We start from the raw sequence: 23247 nt of genomic DNA, 5'->3' as shown, positions 1-23247 counted from the left end.
GGTGGCGACCGTCCGGCCGGCGGCGGCTTCCGCTCCGGCGGCGACCGTCCGACCGGTGGCGGCTTCCGCCGCGACGACCGTCCCTCCGGCGGCTTCCGCTCCGGTGGCGACCGTCCGGCCGGCGGCGACCGCCCGTACGGCCGTCGCGACGACAACCGCCCCTCCGGTTCGACCGGCGGCTCCTCCTTCGGCCGCCGCGACGACAAGCCCCGCTGGAAGCGCAACGACTGATACCAGTCGCTGAACTGATCGCCTGACAGGGCCCCCACGACACCCGTCGTGGGGGCCCTGTCGGCGTTGTCGGCCCCTGTTGCTAGGCTCCGCAGACTTTGCAGTGGGGGCGCACCGATGCCGGGACAACCGGCGACGAGGGACCCCGTATTCCGGGGGCGGAATGATGAAACTGACGGGAACACGCACGCTGGTTGCGCTCGCGCTGGCCGCGGCGATGGCCGCGCTGGGCGCCGTACCGGCGGTGGGGGCGGGGACGGCACCGCCGGGGGGCGAGGCCATGCTGGTTGCGCCCCCGAGTACGGAGCCGGCGCTCCGGTCCGTCTACGCGGCCGGGACCGGGCTGCTGATGAACGATCAGCGCCCCGGCGGAGGGGATGTCTGGAAGAGTCTGAAGGACGGCCGCGAGGAACTGTGGAAAGGCTGCGACGGCGCCTCATTCCGGTGGTTCCACGGTGATTCGAGGGCGTGCCGGATGCCCGGTTCCGCCCCGGATGCGTCCGCTCCGCTGATCATCCACGACTACGCGTCGGGCAAGACCGAAACCGTGCCTTCCGGAGACGGCAGGGTCTGGGTCGGCCCCTTCTCGCCCACGCAGGCGCTGGCGACCGAGAAGCGAGCGGACGGGCAGCTGACCCTCCACCTGATCGGACGGGAGAGCGAAGCGCGCAGGGACGTCGTCGTGAAAACGACGGTGCAGGTGCGCCCGTGGTCGGGATCCACGGTCGTGAGCCCGGGGGTGTCCGACGACAAGGGTGCGGTGATCATCTACGCGGACGGTACGGGCGCACCCCGCCTCGGCCTCGTCGACTACGGGACGGCGACCATGCGTCCGCTTCCGCTGCCAGATGGCGTCAGCCCCTTCGACATGGACTGGCCCACGCTCGGACCGACCCGGATCCTCCTGTCCTGGGTCGACGGCAAAAGGAGGCTGCTCTCCAGGGCCGACCTCAAGCCGCTCCCCGCGGTCTCCCTCGAAGGGACGAGGGGAGGAAGTTTCCTGGGTGACTGGCTGATCACGGAAGGCCGGGCCGTCCCCGTCAAGGGGGGTGCTACACGGACCGTGCTGCCTGCGGCCGAGTCCCGCGTCGTCACCGGCTCCGACGGCACGGTGTACGTCAACGGTGGCTCTGATGCGGCCCACTGGGGTGTCCAGCGCATCTCCCTCGACGCCCAGGGCGTTCCCCGGGCCACGAAGGTCCTGGACATACCGCCGAACCCGGTGGGTCGGCACGGCCTCGCCTTCAGCCAGGGAAGGCTCGCCGTCTACCAGAACGAGGGCTACGAGACGAGCCTCCAGGTCTTCAACGCGTCCGTCTCGGGCCCCGTCTCCGTGTCCCAGAAGGCTGACTGGAAGTGCCTCGACAGCCCTTCGCCGCAGCCGGACTGCGCCGGGCAGGGCTTCGCGACCGGCGACGGGCGCATCGTGGCCTTCGATCCCCGCTCCGACTACAGCCGCCTGCTCATTCGGGATGCCCGCCCCTCGGGCACCACCCGCGAGGTCAACCTCTCAGGCGCCACCCTGAACGGCCGGCGCATCGTGGCCGCGTCGGGCCGCTACCTCCTTTTCGAGGCCTACGAGAAGGTCGCGGAGTGGCGGTTCTACGTGGCCGACATAGACACGGGCCGGATCCTGCCCAATCCGGCACCCGGTCCCGCCGTCGCGCTGTGGGGCTCCACCTTGTGGCAGCCCGAGGGCGACAAGGGCATCGTCGCCGGGACGGACCTGCGCACCGGGAAAGTGACCCGGCGGGTGAACCTGGGCTCGGGCTGTCGCCCGTACGAACTCCAGGCGACGGCCGAGTGGTTCTACTCGACCTGCTCCGAAGACGGCGACGCACCGGCCGCCTACCACGTCCCGACCAAGAAGCGGGTCTCACTACCCGCCGCCCCGGTGGGGACCGACGCGCAGCTCGGCGACGGGTTCGTCGTGCGTGAGCACGGCGAGCTCTACAACCTGCGCTCCGGCAAGGCGGTACGGGAATTCGCCCCCGCGCAGCCGGTGTACGGGAACAACGCACTCGCCGTCGACCGCTTCGGTGGAGGCTTCGCCTACGTCGACCCGGTCCAGACCGTCCACGTCGTCGGCGTCACCGGCAAGGCCTCTCCCCTGACCGCCATCGACCGGAACATCCCGAACTCCGGCGCCTGGTCCCTGTCCCCGAAGCGGTGGGCGCCGAAGGTGTGGCTGTCGAAGCCGGCCCGGTCCTGGACGCTGGTCGTCACGAGCAAGGCCACCGGCAAGGTGGTCCGCACCCGTACCGGCGGTGAAGTGCGCGGGCTGCTCGAGCCCATGAAGGACGGCAGGGAGTCCTCGTCCGGGTTCGTGCTGCCCGACGGCGCGTACACCTGGGCCCTCAAGGCAGGGCCGGCCGACGGGCAGGGCGCCGAACTCGCCCTCTCCGGCCCGCTCACCGTGACCGGCGGCTCGGTGCTCGGCGGTCCGTGATCCGGGCGCCCGCACCGACATCGCCGGGCCGGACAGCCGATTTACGATCGGCTGTCCGGCGCTCTGCGGCTATGCTCTGGGGTGAGCAGGCCGAGGGCCATTAGCTCAATTGGCAGAGCAGCGGACTTTTAATCCGTTGGTTGTCGGTTCGAGTCCGACATGGCCTACTGCTCACAGCGCCCCACCCGGTCCGCCGGGTGGGGCGCTTTTTTTGTGTGCTGAGGCGGAGTCAGGGAATGCGGTCCGGGCCCGGGGAGTGGTGGTGGAGCGCCGCCCGGCGGCCGGTTTTAGGGCTCTGACCTGCGGTGATGCCGTCTTGCTGGGGGGTGCGGGCGGTAATTGGCGGGGGGCTCCCCCCGGATGGCGTAGAGTTGTGTTTACCGACGCGGGGTGGAGCAGCTCGGTAGCTCGCTGGGCTCATAACCCAGAGGTCGTAGGTTCAAATCCTGCCCCCGCTACTCAGTACGAAGGCCCGGTCCCCTCAGGGGGGCCGGGCCTTCGTCGTGTCGTACCCACGTAACCGCGCATGCGCGTACCCACGCGTGCGCGTCCCGTCACTCGAACGGTCGCGCCCGGGTCGCCGTACGGGCCCTCCCGCCCCCAGCCTTGGGGAGGCGGGGCGGACCGGGCGGCAGGAGAGCAGCGTGGTGGGGCTGGGCCGGCAGGGCAGGGGCGAGCGCTTCTTCGGCGCGATCGCCGGCAGTCCCGCGGTCCGCCGGGTGGTCAGGATGCTCCCGGCCGTGCTGATCGTCCTCGGCTTCCTCCTCAACGTGCTGACCCCGCCCAGCTTCACCGGCTCCCCCTTCTTCTCCGCCGCCCCGCTCATCGCGGCCCCCCTGTTCACGCTCCGGGGCACCGTCCTGACCGGGATCGCGGCCACCCTCGTCGTGATCCTGCTGCACCTCTCCAACGGCAGCACCTTCGAGGCGGAGGCCCTGACCGAGCTGGCGACCCTGCTGACCGTCTCGGGGCTCGCCACGCTGATCAACATCGTCGTGCGGCGCAGCACCGAGCAGCTCGCCTCCGCGCGCGGGATCGCCGAGGTCGCCCAGCGCGCCGTCCTGCCGACGCCGGCCGAGCTGATCGCGGGCCTGCAGGTCTCCGCCTCCTACGAGGCCGCGCAGGCGGACGCCTTCATCGGCGGCGACCTCTACGCCGTCCAGGACACCCCGTACGGGGTGCGCCTCGCGGTGGGCGACGTACGGGGCAAGGGACTCGGGGCGGTCGAGGCGGTGGCCGTGGTGCTCGGGGCGTTCCGGGAGGCGGCCGAGAACGAGCCCACCCTGGAGGGCGTGGCGGGGCGGCTGGAGCGGGCGCTGGCCCGGGAGGGCGGCCGGCGCGACAGCCTGGACGCGGTGGAGGGGTTCACCACGTGCGTGCTCGGCGAGATCCCGCCGGGCGCGGGCCTGCTGCGGCTCGTCAACCGCGGCCACCCCGAACCGCTGCTGCTGTACGCGAACGGCGGCCTCGCGGAGCTGGCCCCCGAGGAGCCGGCGCTGCCGCTGGGCATGGGGGAGCTGGGCGGCTGGCCGGACACGGTGCAGGAGTGGCCCTTCCCGGAGGGGGCGACGCTGCTCCTGTACACGGACGGGCTGACCGAGGCCCGGGACGGGCGGGGGATCTTCTACGATCCGGCGGCCCGGCTGCGCGGCCGGGTCTTCCCCGGGCCCGACGAGTTGCTGAGCGCGCTCGCCACCGATGTCCGCCGGCACACCGGCGGCACGGCGACCGATGACATGGCCCTGCTGGCGGTGGCCCGGCCGGGGGCGCGGCAGCCGACCCGGCGCCGGACGGTCCGGGTGATCCCGAAAGGGGGCGGAGCGTGACCGAAGAGGCGCGCTCGGCAAGCAAGCTGACGGACCATCAATGTGAAGATGTGGCGAGAGAGGTGGGAGAGAGGGGCTATTTTTGCCCGAGTTGATCCATGAGTGCGGCGATAAGTCGTGGCCAGAGCCGTGCGGGTAGTGGCTGATTGTCGTTAACGATCAATCGCAACTGCTTGGAATCACTCCCCTTTCTCTATTACCGTTCGATAACGCAGAGCGGTCGTCCCAGCCGTCGCAAGAGACGGCACCGTGCGCGTGCTCGCCCATGAGGAGTGTGCCCCGGTGGCCTCCAACTCGCCTGCCCCTGAAGGCATCGACGTCCAGGAGCAGCCCACGGCCGGTGCCTGGGGCGAGTGGAATCCCACCGAGGACTCGGCCCGGCCGCCCCGCGGCAAGCACCGCGTGCTCAAGCAGCGCGGCGGACTGGCCCGTTCGTCCACCGTCCTCGGCGTCGGCGTGATCGCCGCGGTCGGTGCGGGCGGCATCGCCACCGCGCAGGACCGGCCCCAGGTCGCCATATCCCTGCCCTCGCTGCCCTCCCTCCCCGGGGTGCTCGGCGGGGCGGACCAGGCCGCCGGGGACTCCGCCGACGGTGACGCCACCGGATCGCGGTCCGCGGAGCCGGCCCGGTCCGGGATCATCCCGCAGCAGGCCGACCGGCGTTCCGACGCGGGCGAGCTGCTGCGCAGCCGCATCCTCCAGCAGGCCGACTCCCAGCACGAGGCCGCCGCCGCCCAGGAGCGGGCCGAAGCCGAGCGGCTGGCCCAGGAGGCCGCGGCCCAGCAGGCCCGCGATGCGCAGGCGGCCAAGGAGGCGGCCGAGAAGGCGGCGGCGGAGGCGGCCGAGCAGGCCGCCGCCGAGGAAGCGCGCCAGGCGCAGGCGGCCAAGGAAGCCGCCGAGGCCAAGGCCAAGGCGGAGAGCGCGGCCCGGGCGGCCGGATCCTTCTTCCTGCCCACCTCGGCCTACACCCTCACCTCGCACTACGGCGACTCCGGCTCGATGTGGTCCTCCGGCCACCACACCGGCCTCGACTTCGCCGCCCCGACCGGCACCCCGGTCAAGGCGGTCGGCTCCGGCAAGATCACCTCGGCCGGCTGGTCCGGGGCGTACGGCTACCGCATCGTGCTGGAACTCCCCGACGGCACCGAGATCTGGTACTGCCACCTCTCCTCGATGTCGGTGACCGGCGGCTCGGTCGCCGGGGGCGACACCATCGGCCGGGTCGGCGCGACCGGCAACGTCACCGGCCCCCACCTCCACCTCGAAGTCCGCCGGGGCGGCGTCACGGTGGACCCGCTGTCATGGCTGAAGGCACGGGGCCTGAACGTCTAGGACCCGGCACCAGGACAGGACCCGGCACCAGGCTCGGCCCCGGTACCCGTCCCGGCCCGCCCAGCGGGTCGAAGCAGGGCGGGAGGAGCTCCTCCAGCACCGCCGCCCGGGACAGCGCCGGGCCCGCCGTCGCGCGGCGCAGCCAGAGCCGGCGCAGCAACTCCCGCTCCCGCCCTGCGAAGTCCGGCTCCCGGTCCGGGCCGCCGCGCGCGCGGTGACGTAGCAGAGCCAGTGCCGCGGCATCGGCCTCGTACAGGGCGACCGCCCGTCCCGCGGGCCGGCCCCCGGTGCTCCGGGCCAGCGCGCGGGCCAGGGAGCGTGCGGGCATCGACACCAGCGCGGGCACCTCGGCCGGGCTCAGCCAGCCGGCGGCCGCGTACAGGGCGAGCTCCCCGGCGACGGCCCGCAGCCGGCGGCGCCGTATCCACACGGCCAGCCAGGCCAGCAGCGCGAACACCGGGACCATCACGCAGCCGTAGACCACGTAGAACCCGGACTCGCCCAGGTCCGAGGAGCTGTTCCACAGCGCGTGCAGCCCCATCGCGGAGGCGAGGCCGAGCAGCGGCAGGCCGATCCGGCGCGTGCGGCGCACGGCGAGCGCGGCGGCGCCGAAGCCGAGACCGGTGGCCACGGTGAACAGCGGATGCGCGAACGGGGACATGATGCCCCGGACGAAGAAGGTGGCCGCCGTCACGGAGTTGAGCACCCCGGTGCCGTTCTCGACGTCCTGGTCGAAGGCGTTGCCGAGGTAGAGGATGTTCTCGGTGAAGGCGAAGCCGGTGGCGGTGAAACCGGCCATCACGAAACCGTCGGAAGGGCCGCTGAACTGGCGTCTCCTGAACAGGAACACCAGCAGCAGGGCGGCCGCCTTCGCACTCTCCTCGACCACCGGGGCGATCGCCACCGAACCGAGCTGATCGGCATCGGAAGGATCGGCGGTGGCCGCGGCTATCCACTGCGTCGCGAAACTGTTGGCCAGTATGGCGATCAGCGCCGCGGCGCACGCCCCCCAGCCGAAGCAGAACGCCAGCTGCGCCCACGGGTGGGGCGAGGCCCGCCCCACCCACCGGAACGCAGCCACGAGCGGCGCCACCGGCAGCAGGGCCAGGCCCAGACCGACGAAGAACCCGGGCGTACCGGTCTGTTCGCGTACGAGTTCCAGGATCGCGATGCCGCAGCCGCCGAGCAGCGCGACGAGGGCGTACGTACGCACGGCGCCGGCGGTACGCGGCACTCGGTGCAACAGCCGGGGCAGCCGGGTCGCTCGGGGCACACGATGACTCTACCGAGCGGACCCGACACGCGGAGTGATGTCCTCGGTTCTACGCGTTACCCGTGCGCCGGAACAGCAGATCGTGTACGACGTGTCCCTTGTCGAGGCCCTGCCCCTCGAAACGGGTGAGCGGCCGGAAGTCGGGTCGGGGCGCGTAACCGCCGTCGGCCTGCGTGTTCTCGAACTCCGGCTGGGCCGTGAGCACTTCGAGCATCTGCTCGGCGTACGGTTCCCAGTCGGTCGCGCAGTGCAGGATCGCCCCGGGCGCCATGCGGGTGGCGGCCAGCGCGAGGAACTCCGGCTGGATCAGGCGCCGCTTGTGGTGGCGGGCCTTGGGCCAGGGGTCCGGGAAGTACACGCGGAGCCCGGCGAGGGAGTCCGGGGGCAGCATCTCGCGGAGCAGGATGATGGCATCGCCGTTCGCGACGCGGACATTGGTCATGCCGCCCCGCTCGGCGAGGGCGAGCAGGTTCCCCTGCCCGGGGGTGTGCACGTCGGCGGCGAGGATCCCGGTGCCCGGGTCGGCGGCGGCCATCTGCGCGGTGGCCTCGCCCATGCCGAAGCCGATCTCCAGCACGACGGGGAGCCCGTCGAACATCTCCTTCAGATCGAGCACGTCGTGCCCGTCGATGTCGAGCCCCCAGGTGCCCCACAGCCGCTTCAGGGCTTCGCCCTGCCCGGTGGTCACCCGGCTGCGACGGGGCTGGAAGCTCCGGATCCGCCGCTCGTGGTGCGATCCCGCCGGATCGGGCGCGGGCCCGTCGGGGAACCGGGGCTCGGTGCGCCACTTCGGGGGCACGTAGCTGGAGGCCGCCTCCGGCACGGGCTCGGCGGCGGGATTCTGGGGACTCAGAGACTCAGACACAATCCCCGGATTCTACGCGCGGCGGCCCTATCCAGCCGTCCGGCGTTCGAGGACCGGGGTCTGGGACGGAGCCCCAGGGTCTTCACGGGTCAGGGCGGAGCCCTGGGAACGGTGGAAGGGCGGGTAGGGGACAAGCCCCGCAGGGCTACGCGCTGCGCAAAGCCTTGAGAGCCCGCCCGGCGATCTCCCGCCCGATGGGCAGCGAAGCGGTGGCCGCGGGCGAAGGCGCGTTCAGCACGTGCACCGTCCGCTCCCCCTCCCGGATCAGGAAGTCGTCCACCAGCGTCCCGTCCCGCAGCACGGCCTGCGCCCGCACTCCCGCCGCCGCCGGCACCAGGTCCTCCGCACGCACCGCGGGCAGGAGTCTGCGTACCGCCTCGACGAACGCCGCCTTCGACAGCGACCGCCGCACCTCGCCCGCCCCGTACCGCCAGTGCCGCGCGGCCATCCGCCAGGATCCCGGCCAGGCCAGCTCGTCCGCGAGGTCGCGCGGCCGGACCGTGCCCCAGCCGTACCCCTCGCGCGCCAGCGCCGGCACGGCGTTCGGCCCGACGTGGACCCCGCCGCCGATGCCCCGGGTCAGGTGGACGCCGAGGAAGGGGAACGCCGGATCCGGCACCGGATAGACCAGCCCGCGCACCAGCTCGGGCCGGGCCAGGTCGTAGTACTCGCCCCGGAAGGGCAGGATCCGCATCTGCGGGTCGTCCCCGGCCAGCCGTGCGATCCGGTCGCACTGCAGCCCCGCGCAGTTCACCAGCACCCGCGCGCGCACCACGAGACCACTGCTCGTGCGCACCGCCACCCCGGCCGCGCGCCGCGAGATCAGCTCGACGGCCCCGCCGTAGACGATCTCCGCCCCGGAGGACTCCGCGAGCTGCTGTGCGACCCGCCCGTAGTCCACGATCCCGGTGGTCCCGACGTGGATCGCCGCGAGCCCGCGCACCTCGGGCTCGTACTCCGAGATCTGCGTCGGGCCGAGCTCCCGCACCGGAATGCCGTTCTCCCGGCCCCGCTGCACGAGTGCGTGCAGCCGCGGCAGCTCGTCCCGCTCGGTGGCGACGATGAGCTTGCCCGTCACCTCGTGCGGGATGCCGTGCTCCGTGCAGAACTTGACCATCTCGGCCGCACCGCGCACCGCGAAGCGCGCCTTGAGCGAGCCCGGCTTGTAGTAGATCCCGCTGTGGATCACCCCGCTGTTGCGGCCCGTCTGGTGCCGCGCGGGGCCGTCCTCCTTCTCCAGGACGACCACCCGGGTCCCCGGAGCGAGCCCCGCGAGGGCGTGCGCCGTCGACAAGCCGACGATGCCGCCGCCGATCACCAGCACGTCGCAGTCCAGCCTGCCCAGTCCGCTCATGCCGCCCACGCCGCCGCCCACACTGACACCTCCCACCCCTGCATAGTGCACCCCGACACTGACAACGGGGCCACGCGGGGCCTATGCCGGGGTTACCAGCAGAGGCCTGGCCCGCTCGCGCAGTTCGGCGACGCGCGGTTCGTCCCCGTACGGTTCCAGCCGGTGCAGGAGGTCCCGTACGTACTCCGTCGTCCGTGCCGACGAGATCCGTCCCGCGACCTCCACCGCCCGGGTCCCCGCCGCGCACGCCGCGTCGAGGTTCCCGGACTCCAGCTCGGCCACCGCGCTCACGACGAGCCGCAGCCCGTGTGATCGTACGTACTCCTCCGTCGGCCGGGACAGTGCCTGTTCCGTGAAACGCCTTACCTGGCGCGGGAGTTTGAGATCCCGGTAGCACTCGGCCGCGTCCGCCGCGAAGCGGTCGTACGAGTAGAAGCCCAGCCAGGTCGGATCGGCGTCGCCGTCCCGGGCCCGTTCCAGCCACCCCTCGGAGGCCCGCAGCGCGGCCCCGGCGGCCGCCGAATCCCCCGCCTTCGCATGCGCCCGGGCCTCGACGAGCCGGAAGAAGCTCATCGTCCGCGCCGTGGCCAGGCCCCGGTTGCGCTCGACGGCGGCCTGCGCCAGGTCCACGCCCTCGTCCGGGAAGTCCCGGTAGGTGGCCTGCAGGGACATCGACGCCAGCACGTACCCGCCGAGCGGTACGTCGGCGGCGGCGCGGGCCAGCCGCAGCGCCTGGATGTAGTACCGCTGGGCCGCTTCCTGCTGCCCGGTGTCGAAGGCCATCCAGCCGGCCAGCCGGGTCAGTTCGGCGGTGGCGCCGAACAGCGCGCGGCCCACCTCGTCGGTGTAGGAGCCGAGCAGCAGCGGCGCCGCGTCCACCCGCAGGCATTCGGGGACCATCGAGGAACGCCAGTCGCCGCCCCCGTACTTGGAGTCCCAGCGGCGGGCGTCCTCGGCGGCCTCGCGCAGCTTGGTCACATCGCTGTGGCCCACGCGCTGCGGGCCCCCGGCGTCGGGTGCGGCCGCGGCGGGCGCCGGCGGCGTTTCGCGCGCGGGCTGGGCGGGCACACCCCCGACATGGGCGCCGGGAGGCGCCGGAAGGCCCTCCGGCGGGGCCGCGCCCGGTACCGGCTCGCGCGCTGCCGGTTCGCGGGCCACCGAGCTGTCGGCGGGAGATATCAGCCACCGCGAGGCCGGCGTCGCGTAGGCCGACACCGAGAAGGAACCGGCGAGCGACTGCCAGATCCCGCCACCCCCGCGCCGGCCGGCGAGGTCGAGCCGGTAGAGGTCCGTGGCCGAGCGCACGGCGGCCGCGACGTCGCGCGGGAAGGCCAGCCCCACCTCGGGCGCCGGATCCGCGTCCGCGAGCCCGATCTCGTGCAGCGGCACGGGCCGGCCGAGCTTCGCGCCGATGGCGGCCGCGATCAGGTGCGGGGCGGCGCCCTGCGGCACCATCCCCTTCGACACCCAACGGGCCACCGAGGTCTTGTCGTAGCGGAGGGTCAGACCGCGCTGAGCGCCGAGGTCGTTGACCCGCCGGGCCAGCCCTGCGTTGCTGATGCCCGCGAGGGCGAGGACGGCGCCGAGCTTCTCATTGGGCTCGCGGAGCTCCCTGGACATGCGCCACCCCTCGTCACACGCGGAACGCATACAACGCCAACACAGCCGGGGCATAGGCGCCCGGCATTTCGTAAACCCAGCGTAGTTCCCCGCCTCCCAAGCGTTAAGGCCCCCTGTTCCGTATGGCGGGATTGTTGTCCGTATGCACAGTCGGGCGGGGACCCGGGGCCGGGGCGCACGTGTCAGCGCGTGCTCCACCCGCGCGGCCGTGCGCCCGGCCGTGCGCTCTGGCCGCTGTGGGGGCCCGGCGATTCGATGTGCGGTGCGTGGGTCGGCCCGCCGCGCGGACCGGGCGGGCCGGGGGATGCCGCTGCCTCAATCCCCGCGGGTGGCGGAACGGTCCGGGGGGTGGAACCCGCCCCCCGGACCGCGCTCCGCCGGGCGGGCCCGGGCGGCGGACCCGCGGGGCCGCGCGCAGGGCCCCGCGCAGGGCCCCGTGCAGGGCCCCGTGCAGGGCCGCGCGCAGGGCCCCGTGCAGGGCTCTCAGTACGGCCGAAGAATGGCCGAAACCGACCTATGGGGCGGTCGGAACGGAACGCCAAATACCGCATGGCCGGGGCGTGTTCGTTTATACGTGCGCCCCCCTTAGTCACTCCCGCACGCCTGTCTCGTGGCAGCATGGACCCCGAGCCACCCGGGGTCCCTCCGGCCCGCGCGCAGAGCGCCGGCCGTACGGTTCGCACCCCGGTCAGGTGCCCACGGGCTGGGGAGGCGGCGGTGCGCTGGTTGGTGGGTTGGAGCAGTATCGCCGCGAGCTTCGGCACGGCCGGACGGGTCGCGGGGCACGGCGCTGCGCACGCCTCCGACCAGGGAACATACGGATCGGGCTACGGGTCGGGCTACGGGTCGGGCACGGGCTACGGCTCCGGGAACGGCCACGCCTCCGCCGGCGCGTACGGCTCCGGCAACGGCTCCGGCCCCGACGGATGGCCCGACGGCCACGTCCGCGGCGGGCTCGCCGACGCCGGCCACCCCGACGAACCGGGCGCAGCCGCCGCCGACCGCACCGTGGTCCCCGTGGGCGCCCAGCTGCTCTGGGGCGACCCCGACCCCCTGTGGGCCGTCGGGGACTGGCGCCCGGACGAGATCCGCACCCTCACCGCCGATCCCGCGGACCCCTTCACCCGCCTCGCCGTCCTCGGCTGCTGCGGCGCCACCGACGAGGAACTGCGCCGCGCCCTCTACGCCGCCCGCGGCGGCGCCCTGCGCCACCTCACCCAGTGGCCCGGCAGCTACACCGCTGTCGTCCAGGCCGGCCGCCGCATCACCGTCGTCGGCGACCTGGCCGGTGCGCGGCCCGTCTTCTACACCCCCTGGGCGAGCGGGACCGCGTACGCCACCGCCGCCCTCCCGCTCGCCGACCTGATCGAGGCGCAGCTCGACATCGGCCATCTCGCCGCCCTGCTGGCCTGCCCCGACAGCCCGGAGGCGCTGGGCGACGGCACACCGTACGTCGGCGTACGCCGGATCCCGCCCGGGCACGCGCTGATCCTGCGCGAGGGCTCGCGGGAGATCACCGGGTACGAGCCGGTGGCCTCCCTCGCGGTGGCCGCCCCCACGGCCGACCCCGCGCTCGCGGTGGAGGGCGTACGGGAAGCTCTGGTCGACGCGGTGCGCGCCCGGCTCACGGCTCCGCGGCATGCTCCCGAGCAGCTGCCCTACGACCCCGGGCCCGTCCCCGGAATGGGCCCGGCCGACCGGCGGGCCGCGCGCGGCGCCCCCGCGCCCGTCCCCGGAGTCGGCGCCGACCTCTCCGGAGGCAGCGCCTCCGCGACCCTCGCGCTGCTCGCGGCCGGCCTCCCGGGCGCACCCGGAGCCCTGCTCGGCGGTACGGGCAAACGCCTCCTCGCCGTCACCTTCAACGACCTGGCCACCCCCGAGGGCCGCGAACCCGAACTGGAACGCGCCCACGCCATCGCCTCCGACCCCCGCCTGCACCACGTGGTCGTGGCCGCCGCCGAGGAAGCCCTCCCCTACGCCGACCTCGACGGACCGCTCACCGACGAACCGGGCCCCTCCCTGGTCTTCGCCGCCCGCGAGCGGCGCCGCCTCGCGGCCGGCTCCGCCGACCACTTCACCGGCCACGGAGCCCGCCAGGTCCTCGACGCCCACCCCGCCCGGCTCGCCGACCTCCTGCTCGACCGCCGCCGGCGCCACCTGCTGCGCCCCACCCTGGCCCTCGCCCGCTCCGCCCCGGCCGAGGGCGACTCCCTCCTCGTGCCCCTCCTCGTCCCCCTCACCGTGTACGCGGCCGCCCGCCGCCTGGCCCGTACGCCGTACCGCGCCGGCATGGAGGCGGCGGCGGCCCGCCTGCGCGACGGGGTCGCCGCCGCGGGGCCCTGCTCCCCGGTCGACGCCTCGCTCGCGGCCCTGACCTGGTCCCGGCCGGGCCCGGCGGCGGCCTGGCTGACCGGCGAGGCCCTGGCCGAGGTGTCGGTCCGCCTCACCGCCGCCGCGGGCCGCCCTCCCTTCTCGCTGCGCCCCGGGGAGGCCCGGGCCCGCGCCGTCCTGGCCCGGCACGCCGCCGACCACCGGGTCTTCGAGCAGGCCGTGGAGGTCCGCAGCCAGCGGCTGCACGCCCCGTTCCTGGACAACCAGGTCGTACGGGCCGCCCGGGCCCTGCCCGAATCCCTGCGCGTGCAGCCCGGCGCCCGGGCGGCGGTCCTGCGCGGGGTCCTGTCCTCGGCCGGGGTCCGCGACCTCCCCCCGGGGTGGGGCGCCACGGCCCACGCCCCGAACGAATCGGCGACCCGCCTGGGGCTGCGCGCGGCCCTCCCGCACCTGCTGACCCTCTTCGCGTCCCCGCTCCTGGCGGACGCGGGCCTGATCGAAGCCCGCGTCGTCCGCCAGGCACTCCTCGACGCGGCGGACGGCCGCCCGGTCCCGCTCGACGGCATCGCCGAACTCGTCTCGATGGAACTGTGGCTGGGCCGCCTCCTGGCCCGCCGGGGCACCTGCTGGACCGGCACCTCCACGCCCCGCCGCAGAGCCGTCCCCACCGGAGTCCCGCTCCGCCGCCCGGCCCTGTCCTGACGAGCCGTCCTGGCACCCGAGGTCGTACGGGCCTTCGCGGCCGCCGCCCTCAGCGGCAGCTGATGACGGAGTCCGCCCAGGTCGCCAGCGTCGGCAGCCGGCCGCCCTCGGCACGCTCCACGACCAGGCGCAGCGTCTTGCGCCCGGAGAGGGAGACGGACACGCTCGCCGCCGGGTCCTCGTAGCCCAGGGCCCGGGACTGCCACAGCCGCTGCCCGTCCGCGTACACGGAGAAGCGGACCGTGCCGTCCGTGAGCAGCGACATGCCGTCCACACCGGCCCGCGCCGAGAAACTGGCGCAGCTCCGGTTGAGGGTGATCTCCACGGAGGAACGGGAATTGACGGTGATCCCGTGCGAGAAGCGCTGCCCCCCGATCAGCGGCCCCCAGCGCTGCCAGACCCAGCTGCTCCGCCAGGTCTCGATCTCGGGATTGTCGTGGGCCCCGTACGCAGACTGGCCCAGGGCGGAGAGCCGGAACCCCTGCGGTGCCTGCGGCGGCTTGGGCGGCGTCGGCCTGGGCGGCGGTACGGGACTCGGCGTGGGGCTCGGCTTCGCACTCGGGGCCCGGCTCGGACTCGGCGCGGGCGAGGACCGCTGCGGGCTCCGCGAGGGCTCCGGCACGGCCGGCACGACGGCCGCCGGCGGCGGGGGTGTCTGCTTCCTCGGGGGCGGTACGGATCCGCGCGCCTGCGAGGGCTGCGCCCGCGACGGGCCCGGCTCCGGCGCGGCGGGCGCAGGGCTGCGCGGCACCGGCGCGGTCACGCCCGGCGCGGGGTTCGCGCGCACGGTCGGAGCGGCGTCGTCACCGGCCAGCGCGAACACCACCCCGGCGGCCGCGGCCACCACGACCCCGGCGGCGATGGCCGCCTTGGCCGGCAGCCCCAGCCCCTCCGAGGCCACGGCCCCGCCGACACCGCCGGCCCCACCTCCACCAGCAGCCCCACCAGCAGCCCCGGCTCCGGCGGCCCCGGCCCCGGCACCAGCCCCGGCCGTGGACCCGCCCACGGCTGCGGCGGCGGCCCCGGCACCGCCCGCCGCGACGGCCCCGCCGGCCACCACTCCGGCCGCTTTGGCCGCGTACCCGGCGGCGAACCACCCGATGACCGCGACCGGCAGCAGCGCGGGAATGCCCGCGTTGACGTCCTTGAGCTCGCCCGCGGCGAGCCGGCACTGGGCGCACTCCTCGAGGTGCTTGCGCAGTCCGCGCTCGGCCCGCATCCGCAGGCCCCCGCGGGCATACGCCCCCAGCCGGTCGGCGTAGCGGGCGCAGTCCCCGCCGGAGCTCAGCGCGGTGCTCACGTGAGCCTGGAGGTACGCCTGCTTGAGGCCCTCGCGGGCCCGGCTGGCCAGGACCGCGGTGGCGTTCGCGCTCAGCCCGAAGAGCGGGGCGATCGCGCTCGGCGAGGCCTCCTCGACGGTGGTGTGCCAGAGCACGGCCTGCCACCGCTCGGGCAGGCTCCGGAAGGCCTGCATCGCGAGGGTCTGCTCGGCCTCGTGCATGGCCCGCACATCGGCGCCGAGTTCGAGGGTGTCGTCCCCCGCGCGAACGGGCAGCCCGCCCGCACCGTCGCCGCAGCCGGAGGCCTGCTCCGCGAACAGCGCGAAGTCCTCGACCAGCTGCTCCCGCTTGGCCGTCTTCGCCCAGGCGGCGGCGACCCGGCGCACGGTGGTCAGCAGGTAGGCGCGCACCGACTGGTCCGGACCCGCCCCGCCCCGTACGGCCTGGAGGGTCCGGGCGAACACCTCGGCGGTCAGATCGTCGGCGGTGTGCTCGTCGCGGCAGCAGGTCCGGGCATAGCGGCGCACGGCATCGGAGTGGCGGCGGAACAGTTCCTCGTAGGCCCCGTCGTCGCCCCCGCGCATCCGCGCGATCAAGTCCCCGTCGGAGGGCGGCAGTTCCCCGCTCGCCCCGGCGGCGTGCCGGCCGCCCGGTTCGCGCTGCGCCGGGACCTGCCGGGCGGGCAGGCTGCCCGCATCGACGTCGCCGCCGGTGCCACCGTGTGGCTCTTCCCGCCCGTCAACGCTCATCGCGGAGACCCTCGCACGACACACTCAACCGGTACACCGATTCAGCGTGTCACACGGCGGGCACGCGCCGAGCCCGTCTGCACACCTTCCACTCATCCGAGCAAGCCCCGGCGAATTGCCGTACGGATCCTCACCCGTTCGAGCGAGAACCCCCGTGAGGGATCCGGTTGACGGACCGGCCGAGCCACCCGGTCCGTGAACCTCACGTCCCGGGCGCCCCGGCCGAACGACCCGAACCGAACCGTCCTCCGAGTGCCGTGCTCCGCGTTACGCCGTCCGGGACCGCAGCCCTTCGAGCAGGATGTCCAGCAGCCGGGCGGAAGCCGCCGCCTGCTGCGCCGCATCGGGCAGCGCGGGCGCGGCCGTCGCGATCACCAGCAGCACATCGGCCACCGTGACATCGGTGCGCAGCTCACCGGCCTCCCGGGCCCGGTCGACGAGGCGCCCGACGACCTCGAGCAGCTCGCCCGCGCCCGCGTCCTCCGACGGCTCGTCGTCCAGGCCGGTCCGGGCAGAGCCGACGACCCGCAGATCGGGCGCCCCGCCGGCCGCGACGACCTGACGCTGGTGCGGGACCCGCGCGGCCTCGCCGTCCACCCCGTCGGCCCCGTCCTCACCGGGCCCGCCGACCCGCAGCACCTGCGGAGGCAGCAGCCGCCCGGCGCCGGAGGCCACGGAGGTGCGCAGGAAGCGCGACAGCGCCTGCCACGGCTCCTCCTCCTGGCCGAGAGCCGTGCGGGCCTGCTCGGTCAGCCGCGAGGTCTCCTCCTCGGCTATCCGCCGGACCAGGACGTCCTTGCTGGGAAAACGCCGGTACACGGTGCCGACGCCGACCCGTGCGCGCCGTGCGACGTCCTCCATCGGAGCCCCGTAGCCGAGCTCGCCGAAGACCTCGCGGGCCGCGCGAAGTACGTGTTCGAGGTTGCGCTGTGCGTCGACGCGCAGCGGCGTGGAGCGACCCACGCCGTGTGTGGTGGCGCCGCCGGCCATCAGCCGCCCGTGGCTGTCGGTCGCGGAAGCGGCCGACGACAGAGCGGTGGCAGAAGCATGGAAATCTGAAATGTGCATATGTATCCCCCGGTAATCATTTGTCTCCCCCCGGAGACACTCCCCGCCTTCATGTCGAGGGGGGCCACGGTCATGAGGGCCCTGGTCCTACTCCTCGACGAGTTACGAACATAGTTGAGCCAGAGTCAATTCAGAAGAGGCAGCCCCGGACGGACCACCGCCCGATCGGAGCATTCACCCCCAATTTTCCGTTCGAAGCCCCCGGAATCACTCATTCCGTACCGGCTGACCTGCATACCTCCCCTTCCATCAGCACCCTCCGACAACCTCGCCCCGCCGTCCTCTCCGGTCACACAATGTGCCGGGCCTGTGGACAAACTCCCGGCCACGTTGCGTCATGGGACGGTGAAGGCTGCTAACTCGCGGGGCACGGCCCCCGGTACCCCGCCCCGTACGCGGATCCTCATCGTCGGCGGCGGCTACGTAGGCATGTACACGGCACTCCGGCTCCAGCGAAAGCTGAGAACCGACGAGGCCGAGGTCACGGTGGTCACTGCCGAGCCCTACATGACGTACCAGCCCTTCCTCCCGGAAGCGGCCGCCGGCTCCATTTCCCCGCGCCACGTCGTGGTCCCGCTGCGCCGCGTGCTGCCGAAATGCCGCATCGTCATCGGCGAGGCCCGGCACATCGACCACTCCGCCCGGATCGCGACGGTCACCACCCTCGCGACCGACGAGGAGGGCGGCGGCCCCGTGGAGATCGAGTACGACGAACTCGTCCTCGCCCCCGGCTCCGTCTCCCGCACGCTCCCCATTCCGGGACTCGCCGAATACGCCATCGGATTCAAGACCGTGGAAGAGGCCATCGGCCTGCGCAATCACGTCATCGAACAGATGGACATCGCCTCCTCCACCCGCGATCCCGCCCTGCGCGACGCCGCCCTCACCTTCGTCTTCGTCGGCGGCGGCTACGCCGGGGTCGAGGCGCTCGGCGAGCTGGAGGACATGGCCCGCTACGCCGCCCGCTACTACCACAACATCAAGCCCGAGGACATGAAGTGGGTGCTGGTCGAGGCCAGCGACCGGATCCTCCCCGAGGTCGGCCCCGAGATGGGCACCTACACGATCCGCGAACTGCGCCGCCGCGGCATCGACCTGCGCCTGGAGACCCGCCTCGAATCCTGCGAGAACCGGATCGCCGTCCTCAGCGACGGCGCCCGCTTCCCCACCCGCACCGTCGTATGGACCGCCGGCGTCAAACCGCACCCGATCCTCGCCGCCAGCGACCTGCCCAAGACCGACCGCGGCCGCCTCGCCTGCACCTCCTTCCTCACCGTCGAAGGCGTCGAGCACGCCTGGGCCGCCGGCGACGCAGCCTCCGTCCCCGACATCACCGCCCCCGAGAAGGGCGTCGCCTGCGCCCCCAACGCCCAGCACGCCGTCCGCCAGGCCAAGGTCCTCGCCGACAACCTCGTATCGTCCCTGCGCGGCGGACTCCTCACCGAGTACGCCCACAAGTACGCGGGCTCCGTGGCCTCCCTCGGACTCCACAAGGGCGTGGCCCACGTCTACGGCCGCAAGCTCAAGGGCTACCCGGCCTGGCTCATGCACCGCGCCTACCACCTCAGCCGCGTCCCGACCCTGAACCGCAAGACGCGCGTGCTCGCCGAGTGGACGCTCTCCGGCCTCTTCAAACGCGAGATCGTCTCGCTGGGATCACTCGAACACCCCAGAGCAGAATTCGAACTCGCGGCGGGCGGAGTCCCCAAGGACCCTCCGAAGAAGAACGCAGGCTGATGCCGTCAGTCCCGTCGGTCACACTGGACGTGTGACCATAGGTGGGCTCACACCTGCACAGAGTGACATCAGCGTGACATCCGAGTGCCACCCGATTGCCACCGAGTGACACAGCGACCACGAGCGACACCACGAGGCTTGAAAGCAGTGAACTTCACGCGCTGGAGCGCCCGGTTCCCCGGAACGCAGCGCCGCGCCGCGGCCCGGTCCGAACACGCAGCCGCCCAGGCCAAACGGGGCGAGGGCTCGGTCCCCGCCGCCCGCGGCGCGGCCGGCCATTCCCCGGCCGGCCCGGACGGCTGCCCCGCGGACCCCACGGTCCGCGGCACCGGCTCCGTCATCGGTACCGGTGCCGGTGCCGGTTCCGGGTCCGCCGCCGCGGACGGTACGAGGATCCCCGCACCCTCCCTCGACGAGCTCTCCGTACGCGACGTCCTCGACCGGCTCCCGGCCCTCGTCGCCCTCGTGCACGGCCCCGAGCACCGCGTCGCCTACGTCAACGAGGCCTACACCGCAGGCTTCGGCGCCCGGGCCCCCGGCGCCCCCGCGCACCTGGCCCTCCCCGAGCTCGGCGAGCTCGGCCTGCTCCCGCTCCTCGACCAGGTCCAGCGCAGCGGCAAGCCCCGCACCGCCAAGAACCGCACGGCGCCGGGCGGCACCAGCTCGTACACGGTCACCTGCACCCCGATCGAGTTCCCCAAGACCAAGGCCGACGCCGACGGATCCACCCCCCACGCCGCCACCGGCTCCGGCACGGGATCCGACACCGAGGCCGAGGCCCACACGGGCACCGGCGTCCTGATCCACCTCGCCGACGTCACCGACCACGCCGAGGCCGTCGAGCGGCTGCGCGCCAGCGAGCGCCGCCAGCGCGAGGCCGCCGTCACCCTCCAGCGCTCCCTCCTCCCGCAGGAGCTGGAACAGCCCGACGACCTGCGCGTCGCCGCCACCTACCAGCCCGGCGGCACCGAGGCCGCCGTCGGCGGCGACTGGTACGACGTCATCACCCTCGGCGCCGGCCGCACGGCCCTCGTCATCGGCGACGTCATGGGCCGGGGCGTCCGCGCCGCCGCCGTCATGGGCCAGCTCCGCACCGCCGTCCGCGCGTACGCCCGCCTCGACCTGCCCCCGCACGAGGTGCTCCAGCTCCTCGACGGCCTCGCGGCCGAGATCGACGCCAGCCAGATCGCCACCTGCGTCTACGCCGTCCACGACCCCAACGAGGGCCTCCTCGCGTACGCCTCCGCCGGCCACCTCCCGATCCTCGTCCGCGACGAGGACGGCACCGTCCGCCGCGCCGCCGACCCCACCGGCCCGCCGCTCGGCACCGGCGGCTGGCTGCACACCTCGGGCACCATCGCGCTGGGCCCCGGCTCCACCGCCGTCCTCTATACGGACGGCCTGGTCGAGCGACGCGGCGAGGACATCGACGAAGGCGTCGCCGCCCTGGAGCGCGCCCTCTCCGGCGCGCAGGGCACCCCCGCCGTCATCTGCGACCGCCTGATGCGCGCCCTCGGGGTCGACGCCGACCACTACGACGACGTCGCCGTGATGGTCCTCCAGCAGCCCGCCCGCACCGGCGCCGACGCCGAGCTCTTCCACAACGCGGCCCTGGAGCTCCTCGGCGGCATCGAGGCCGCTCCGCGCGCCCGCGCCTTCGCCCAGGGAGTCCTCGCCTCCTGGCGCTTCCCGGTGGAGCTGTGCGACCTGGGAGTCCTCGCGGCCAGCGAGCTCGTCGCGAACTCCCTCCAGCACGGCACCCCGCCCATGCGCCTGCGGCTGCGCCGCACCGACCGCCGGCTGATCATCGAGGTCACCGACGGGGACGACCACCTCCCGCGCCGCCGCCGCGCCGAACCGGCCGACGAGACCGGCCGCGGCATCTCCATCGTCGCCACCATCGCCTCGGCCTGGGGCTCGCGCCGCACCCCGGGCGGCGGCAAGGCCGTCTGGTGCGAGTTCGCCCTCCCCGACAAGGCCCCGTAGCCGAACACGAGGAAGGCCCCGGTCCACCGGACCGGGGCCTTCGTCATTCATTCCTTACGCGCTTCCCGGCTACGCGGGAACGGGCGCGGGCTCGGCGTCCATGACCCGCTTCACCACGACCGTGCTTCCGGCCAGCGACGGGTTGTCCTGCACCGGCGTCAGCTGCTTGCCGAGGCGCAGCGCCAGCCCGGCGATGCCGAGCGAGACCAGGACGAAGATCCCGATGTAGAGCATCGGAATACCCGCTGCCAGCGGCACACCGAGCGGCCCGAGAGCCAGGGCCAGCTGCTTGACCAGCGCGAAGGCCGAGTTGTACTGGCCCACGGAGCCCTCCGGCGCCAGGTCGGCCACGAGCGGCGCGAGCGTCGGCGACAGCATTGCCTCGCCGATGCCGAAGAGGGCGTACGTGGTCACGAACGCGGCGGCGGCCATGACGGCGCTGCCGTGCCCCAGCCCGGAGAAGGCAGCGATGATCCACGCCACGGTCCAGAGCAGACCGACGAGCGCGATCACCCGGGACCGGCGGTGGTTCTCCACCAGCCGCAGCACGACGAACTGGGCGAGCACGATCGCACCGGTGTTGGCGGCGAGCGCGAAACCGAGCGTCGAGGGGGAGATCCCGGCGGCCTCGGTACCGAAGGCGGCGAGCCCCGACTCGAACTGCCCGTAACAGGCGAAGAACAGAACAAAACCGAGGATGCAGAACTGCACCATCGCCTTGTGCTCCATCAGCCGCTTCCAGCCCCCGCCCGCCTGGGCGGCATCCTTGGCCAGCGCGGTGCTGATGGCCGGCACCTGGGGCATCCGCACGGTGGCGATGACCCCGGCCAGGACCAGGAACATCACGGCCTCGATGCCGAAGAGCAGGGTGAAGCTGCCGGGACGGCTCTCGTCGACGATGAGCCCGCCGATCAGACCGCCGATGCCCAGACCCAGGTTCTGCATGAAGAACTGCAGGGCGAAGGCGCGGGTCCGGGTGGACGGGGTGGAGCAGCGCACGATCATCGTGGCCAGCGCCGGCTGCATGACGGCCTGCCCGGCGCCCAGCGCGAGCGCGGAGAGCAGGATCGCCACCACACCGGTGGAGAGCCCGAGCGACAGAGCGCCGAGCGAGGCGACGACGGCCGCACCGATCACGACGGGCACCGGACCGCGCCGGTCGATCACCCGCCCGGTGAAGGGCAGGGCGAGAAGCGCACCCAGGGCGAACGCCATGAACGTTCCCGTCGCCCACATGGGGTCCAGTTCGCGCACCTTCGCCGCGTAGACGTAGAGGAACGGAACCGTGAAGCCGATACCGAACGCGGTCAACGCGTTCCCGGCCTGGATCCTCCGCATCGCAGCGCCCATCACCTTGGTCACTTCTCACCACCTTGATTGCTGAAGCTTGAAGACTTCATACCTAAAGTTCGATCCTTAACACTACACACCGAAGGAGTTAGATGCCAACGGCCCCGTGCCATACTTCGAACCATGGGTGACACCCCCGACGGCACTGCGCCCGTCCACGAGCCGAGCCTCGACGAACAGATCGCCGTCTATCAGCGCGAGTTCCAGGACCTCGACCCCCAGGTCGAGAAGGTCGTCTCGGCCCTCAGCCGCCTGAACCGCCGCATGAACGTCGCGTACGGCCGCCAGACGGCGGCCCTGGGCATCAGCAACGCGGAGTGGGAGGTCCTCAAGGCCCTCGTGCTCTCCGGAGCCCCGTACCGGATGGGCCCGAGCGAGCTCGCGAAGCAGCTGGGCCTCACGCCGGCGGCGATGACCCACCGGATCGACCGCATGACCGCCGAAGCACTGGTCACGCGCGAGCGGGACGAGAACAACCGCGTCCGCGTGATCGTGGAGCTCACCGCGGAGGGCCGCAGCAAGTGGCTCGACGCGATGCGCGCGGCGACGGTCTTCGAGGAGGACCTCCTCCAGGACCTCTCCACGGCGGAGCGCGGCGTACTGGGCGACATGCTCACCCGCCTCCTGGACCGCGTGGAAGACCTCCAGTCCCCGCACTGACTGCCCAGCGACCCGGCCCTGGAGGCCGGGTTGACACGGGCCCCGCGGATCCGTAAGGTTCTTCGAGTTGTCCCTGAGCCGAAAGGTTTCGGAGACAGCGAATCCCGCCGCCTCGTTGCGGCACCCAACTCAGCACGATCTCCCACTGGGAACGCATTCGGCATGCCCGAATTCATTCCTGAAGGTCGATTATGAATCGCCCGGGAAATCCACTAGAGTTCGGGAGTCGGAAGGGCCCAACAGCCCCGAAGACAAAACCCGCTGACTGGGAGTCAGGCCCGAAAGAGTCTGATAGAGTCGGAGACACAAGAACAAAACGAAGCGCCCGGAGAAAAGCCACCAGTAATTGTTACTGAGGGTGAGTACAAAGGAAGCGTCCGTTCCTTGAGAACTCAACAGCGTGCCAAAAATCAACGCCAAAAAGTTGATACCCC

At 73.2% G+C, this 23247-nt stretch carries 14 protein-coding genes, 2 tRNA genes and 1 pseudogene; 10 read left to right on the top strand and 7 right to left on the bottom strand.

Annotated elements, in window-relative coordinates:
• From ACFWNV_RS32760 to ACFWNV_RS32735, 6 genes and pseudogenes are all read left to right on the top strand, one after another.
• A pseudogene (locus ACFWNV_RS32760) lies at window positions 1–231 on the top strand (RNA helicase); the annotation flags it as partial.
• A gap of 475 nt (window positions 232–706) precedes the next feature.
• Window positions 707–2680 (top strand): hypothetical protein, encoded by a 1974-nt coding sequence (locus tag ACFWNV_RS32755; protein ID WP_383954085.1) that lies wholly within the window; start codon window positions 707–709, stop codon window positions 2678–2680.
• 94 nt (window positions 2681–2774) lie between these two features.
• Window positions 2775–2847: transfer RNA gene (locus ACFWNV_RS32750), tRNA-Lys, on the top strand.
• 217 nt (window positions 2848–3064) lie between these two features.
• Window positions 3065–3138 (top strand) — tRNA-Met (locus tag ACFWNV_RS32745).
• A gap of 189 nt (window positions 3139–3327) precedes the next feature.
• Window positions 3328–4506, top strand: a complete 1179-nt coding sequence (locus tag ACFWNV_RS32740) for a PP2C family protein-serine/threonine phosphatase (RefSeq protein WP_383954092.1) — start codon at window positions 3328–3330, stop codon at window positions 4504–4506.
• Between the two features lie 282 nt (window positions 4507–4788).
• Window positions 4789–5838 carry a M23 family metallopeptidase gene (locus ACFWNV_RS32735; protein WP_383954083.1) on the top strand — a complete coding sequence of 350 codons (1050 nt, stop codon included), beginning with the start codon at window positions 4789–4791 and terminating at the stop codon, window positions 5836–5838.
• Here the strand turns inward: ACFWNV_RS32735 and ACFWNV_RS32730 are convergent.
• From ACFWNV_RS32730 to ACFWNV_RS32715, 4 genes are all read right to left on the bottom strand, one after another.
• A complete protein-coding gene (locus tag ACFWNV_RS32730; RefSeq protein ID WP_383954081.1) occupies window positions 5789–7111 on the bottom strand; it encodes a PrsW family intramembrane metalloprotease in 1323 nt (440 codons plus the stop codon). The genes ACFWNV_RS32735 and ACFWNV_RS32730 overlap by 50 nt on opposite strands.
• Before the next feature lie 49 nt (window positions 7112–7160).
• Complete coding sequence (gene trmB, locus ACFWNV_RS32725; RefSeq protein ID WP_383954090.1) at window positions 7161–7934, bottom strand: tRNA (guanosine(46)-N7)-methyltransferase TrmB; 774 nt, start codon at window positions 7932–7934, stop codon at window positions 7161–7163.
• 187 nt (window positions 7935–8121) lie between these two features.
• On the bottom strand, window positions 8122–9330 hold the full coding sequence (gene lhgO, locus ACFWNV_RS32720; RefSeq protein WP_383954088.1) for an L-2-hydroxyglutarate oxidase: 1209 nt from the start codon (window positions 9328–9330) through the stop codon (window positions 8122–8124).
• 81 nt (window positions 9331–9411) lie between these two features.
• Complete coding sequence (locus ACFWNV_RS32715) at window positions 9412–10950, bottom strand: sporulation protein (RefSeq protein ID WP_383954079.1); 1539 nt, start codon at window positions 10948–10950, stop codon at window positions 9412–9414.
• A gap of 717 nt (window positions 10951–11667) precedes the next feature.
• On the opposite strand from ACFWNV_RS32715, the gene ACFWNV_RS32710 reads away from it, so the two are divergent.
• A complete protein-coding gene (locus ACFWNV_RS32710; protein WP_383954077.1) occupies window positions 11668–13983 on the top strand; it encodes an asparagine synthase-related protein in 2316 nt (771 codons plus the stop codon).
• Window positions 13984–14032: 49 nt separating this feature from the next.
• Here ACFWNV_RS32710 and ACFWNV_RS32705 read toward each other — a convergent pair whose 3' ends face one another.
• Complete coding sequence (locus tag ACFWNV_RS32705) at window positions 14033–16012, bottom strand: sigma-70 family RNA polymerase sigma factor (RefSeq protein WP_383954075.1); 1980 nt, start codon at window positions 16010–16012, stop codon at window positions 14033–14035.
• Between the two features lie 267 nt (window positions 16013–16279).
• Window positions 16280–17080, bottom strand: coding sequence for a TetR/AcrR family transcriptional regulator (locus ACFWNV_RS32700; RefSeq protein ID WP_383954073.1), 801 nt, complete (start codon window positions 17078–17080; stop codon window positions 16280–16282).
• A 345-nt stretch (window positions 17081–17425) separates the two neighbouring features.
• Between ACFWNV_RS32700 and ACFWNV_RS32695 the strand changes: the two genes are divergently transcribed.
• Both ACFWNV_RS32695 and ACFWNV_RS32690 read left to right on the top strand, forming a co-directional pair.
• Entirely contained in the window at window positions 17426–18817 is a 1392-nt protein-coding gene (locus ACFWNV_RS32695; RefSeq protein WP_383954071.1) for an NAD(P)/FAD-dependent oxidoreductase, read from the top strand.
• Window positions 18818–18964: 147 nt separating this feature from the next.
• Window positions 18965–20803 (top strand): SpoIIE family protein phosphatase, encoded by a 1839-nt coding sequence (locus ACFWNV_RS32690; protein WP_383954069.1) that lies wholly within the window; start codon window positions 18965–18967, stop codon window positions 20801–20803.
• 69 nt (window positions 20804–20872) lie between these two features.
• On the opposite strand, the gene ACFWNV_RS32685 is transcribed toward ACFWNV_RS32690, so the two are convergent.
• Window positions 20873–22153, bottom strand: a complete 1281-nt coding sequence (locus tag ACFWNV_RS32685; protein WP_383954086.1) for an MFS transporter — start codon at window positions 22151–22153, stop codon at window positions 20873–20875.
• A gap of 123 nt (window positions 22154–22276) precedes the next feature.
• Between ACFWNV_RS32685 and ACFWNV_RS32680 the strand changes: the two genes are divergently transcribed.
• A complete protein-coding gene (locus ACFWNV_RS32680) occupies window positions 22277–22813 on the top strand; it encodes a MarR family transcriptional regulator (protein ID WP_327253600.1) in 537 nt (178 codons plus the stop codon).
• The last annotated feature ends 434 nt before the right edge of the window (window positions 22814–23247 follow it).

The sequence above is a fragment of the Streptomyces sp. NPDC058401 genome (assembly GCF_042722885.1).
Taxonomy (GTDB): Bacteria; Actinomycetota; Actinomycetes; order Streptomycetales; family Streptomycetaceae; genus Streptomyces.
Note: the sequence above shows the minus strand (reverse complement) of the source record. Positions and strands in the feature narration are given on the sequence as shown.

Coding starts and splice junctions, on each gene's coding strand:
- ACFWNV_RS32705 (WP_383954075.1), bottom strand. CDS start 16,012: ATGAGCGTTGACGGGCGGGAAGAGCCACACGGTGGCACCGGCGGCGAC.
- ACFWNV_RS32685 (WP_383954086.1), bottom strand. CDS start 22,153: ATGGGCGCTGCGATGCGGAGGATCCAGGCCGGGAACGCGTTGACCGCG.
- ACFWNV_RS32715 (WP_383954079.1), bottom strand. CDS start 10,950: ATGTCCAGGGAGCTCCGCGAGCCCAATGAGAAGCTCGGCGCCGTCCTC.
- ACFWNV_RS32700 (WP_383954073.1), bottom strand. CDS start 17,080: ATGCACATTTCAGATTTCCATGCTTCTGCCACCGCTCTGTCGTCGGCC.
- lhgO (WP_383954088.1), bottom strand. CDS start 9,330: ATGAGCGGACTGGGCAGGCTGGACTGCGACGTGCTGGTGATCGGCGGC.
- ACFWNV_RS32680 (WP_327253600.1), top strand. CDS start 22,277: ATGGGTGACACCCCCGACGGCACTGCGCCCGTCCACGAGCCGAGCCTC.
- ACFWNV_RS32755 (WP_383954085.1), top strand. CDS start 707: ATGCCCGGTTCCGCCCCGGATGCGTCCGCTCCGCTGATCATCCACGAC.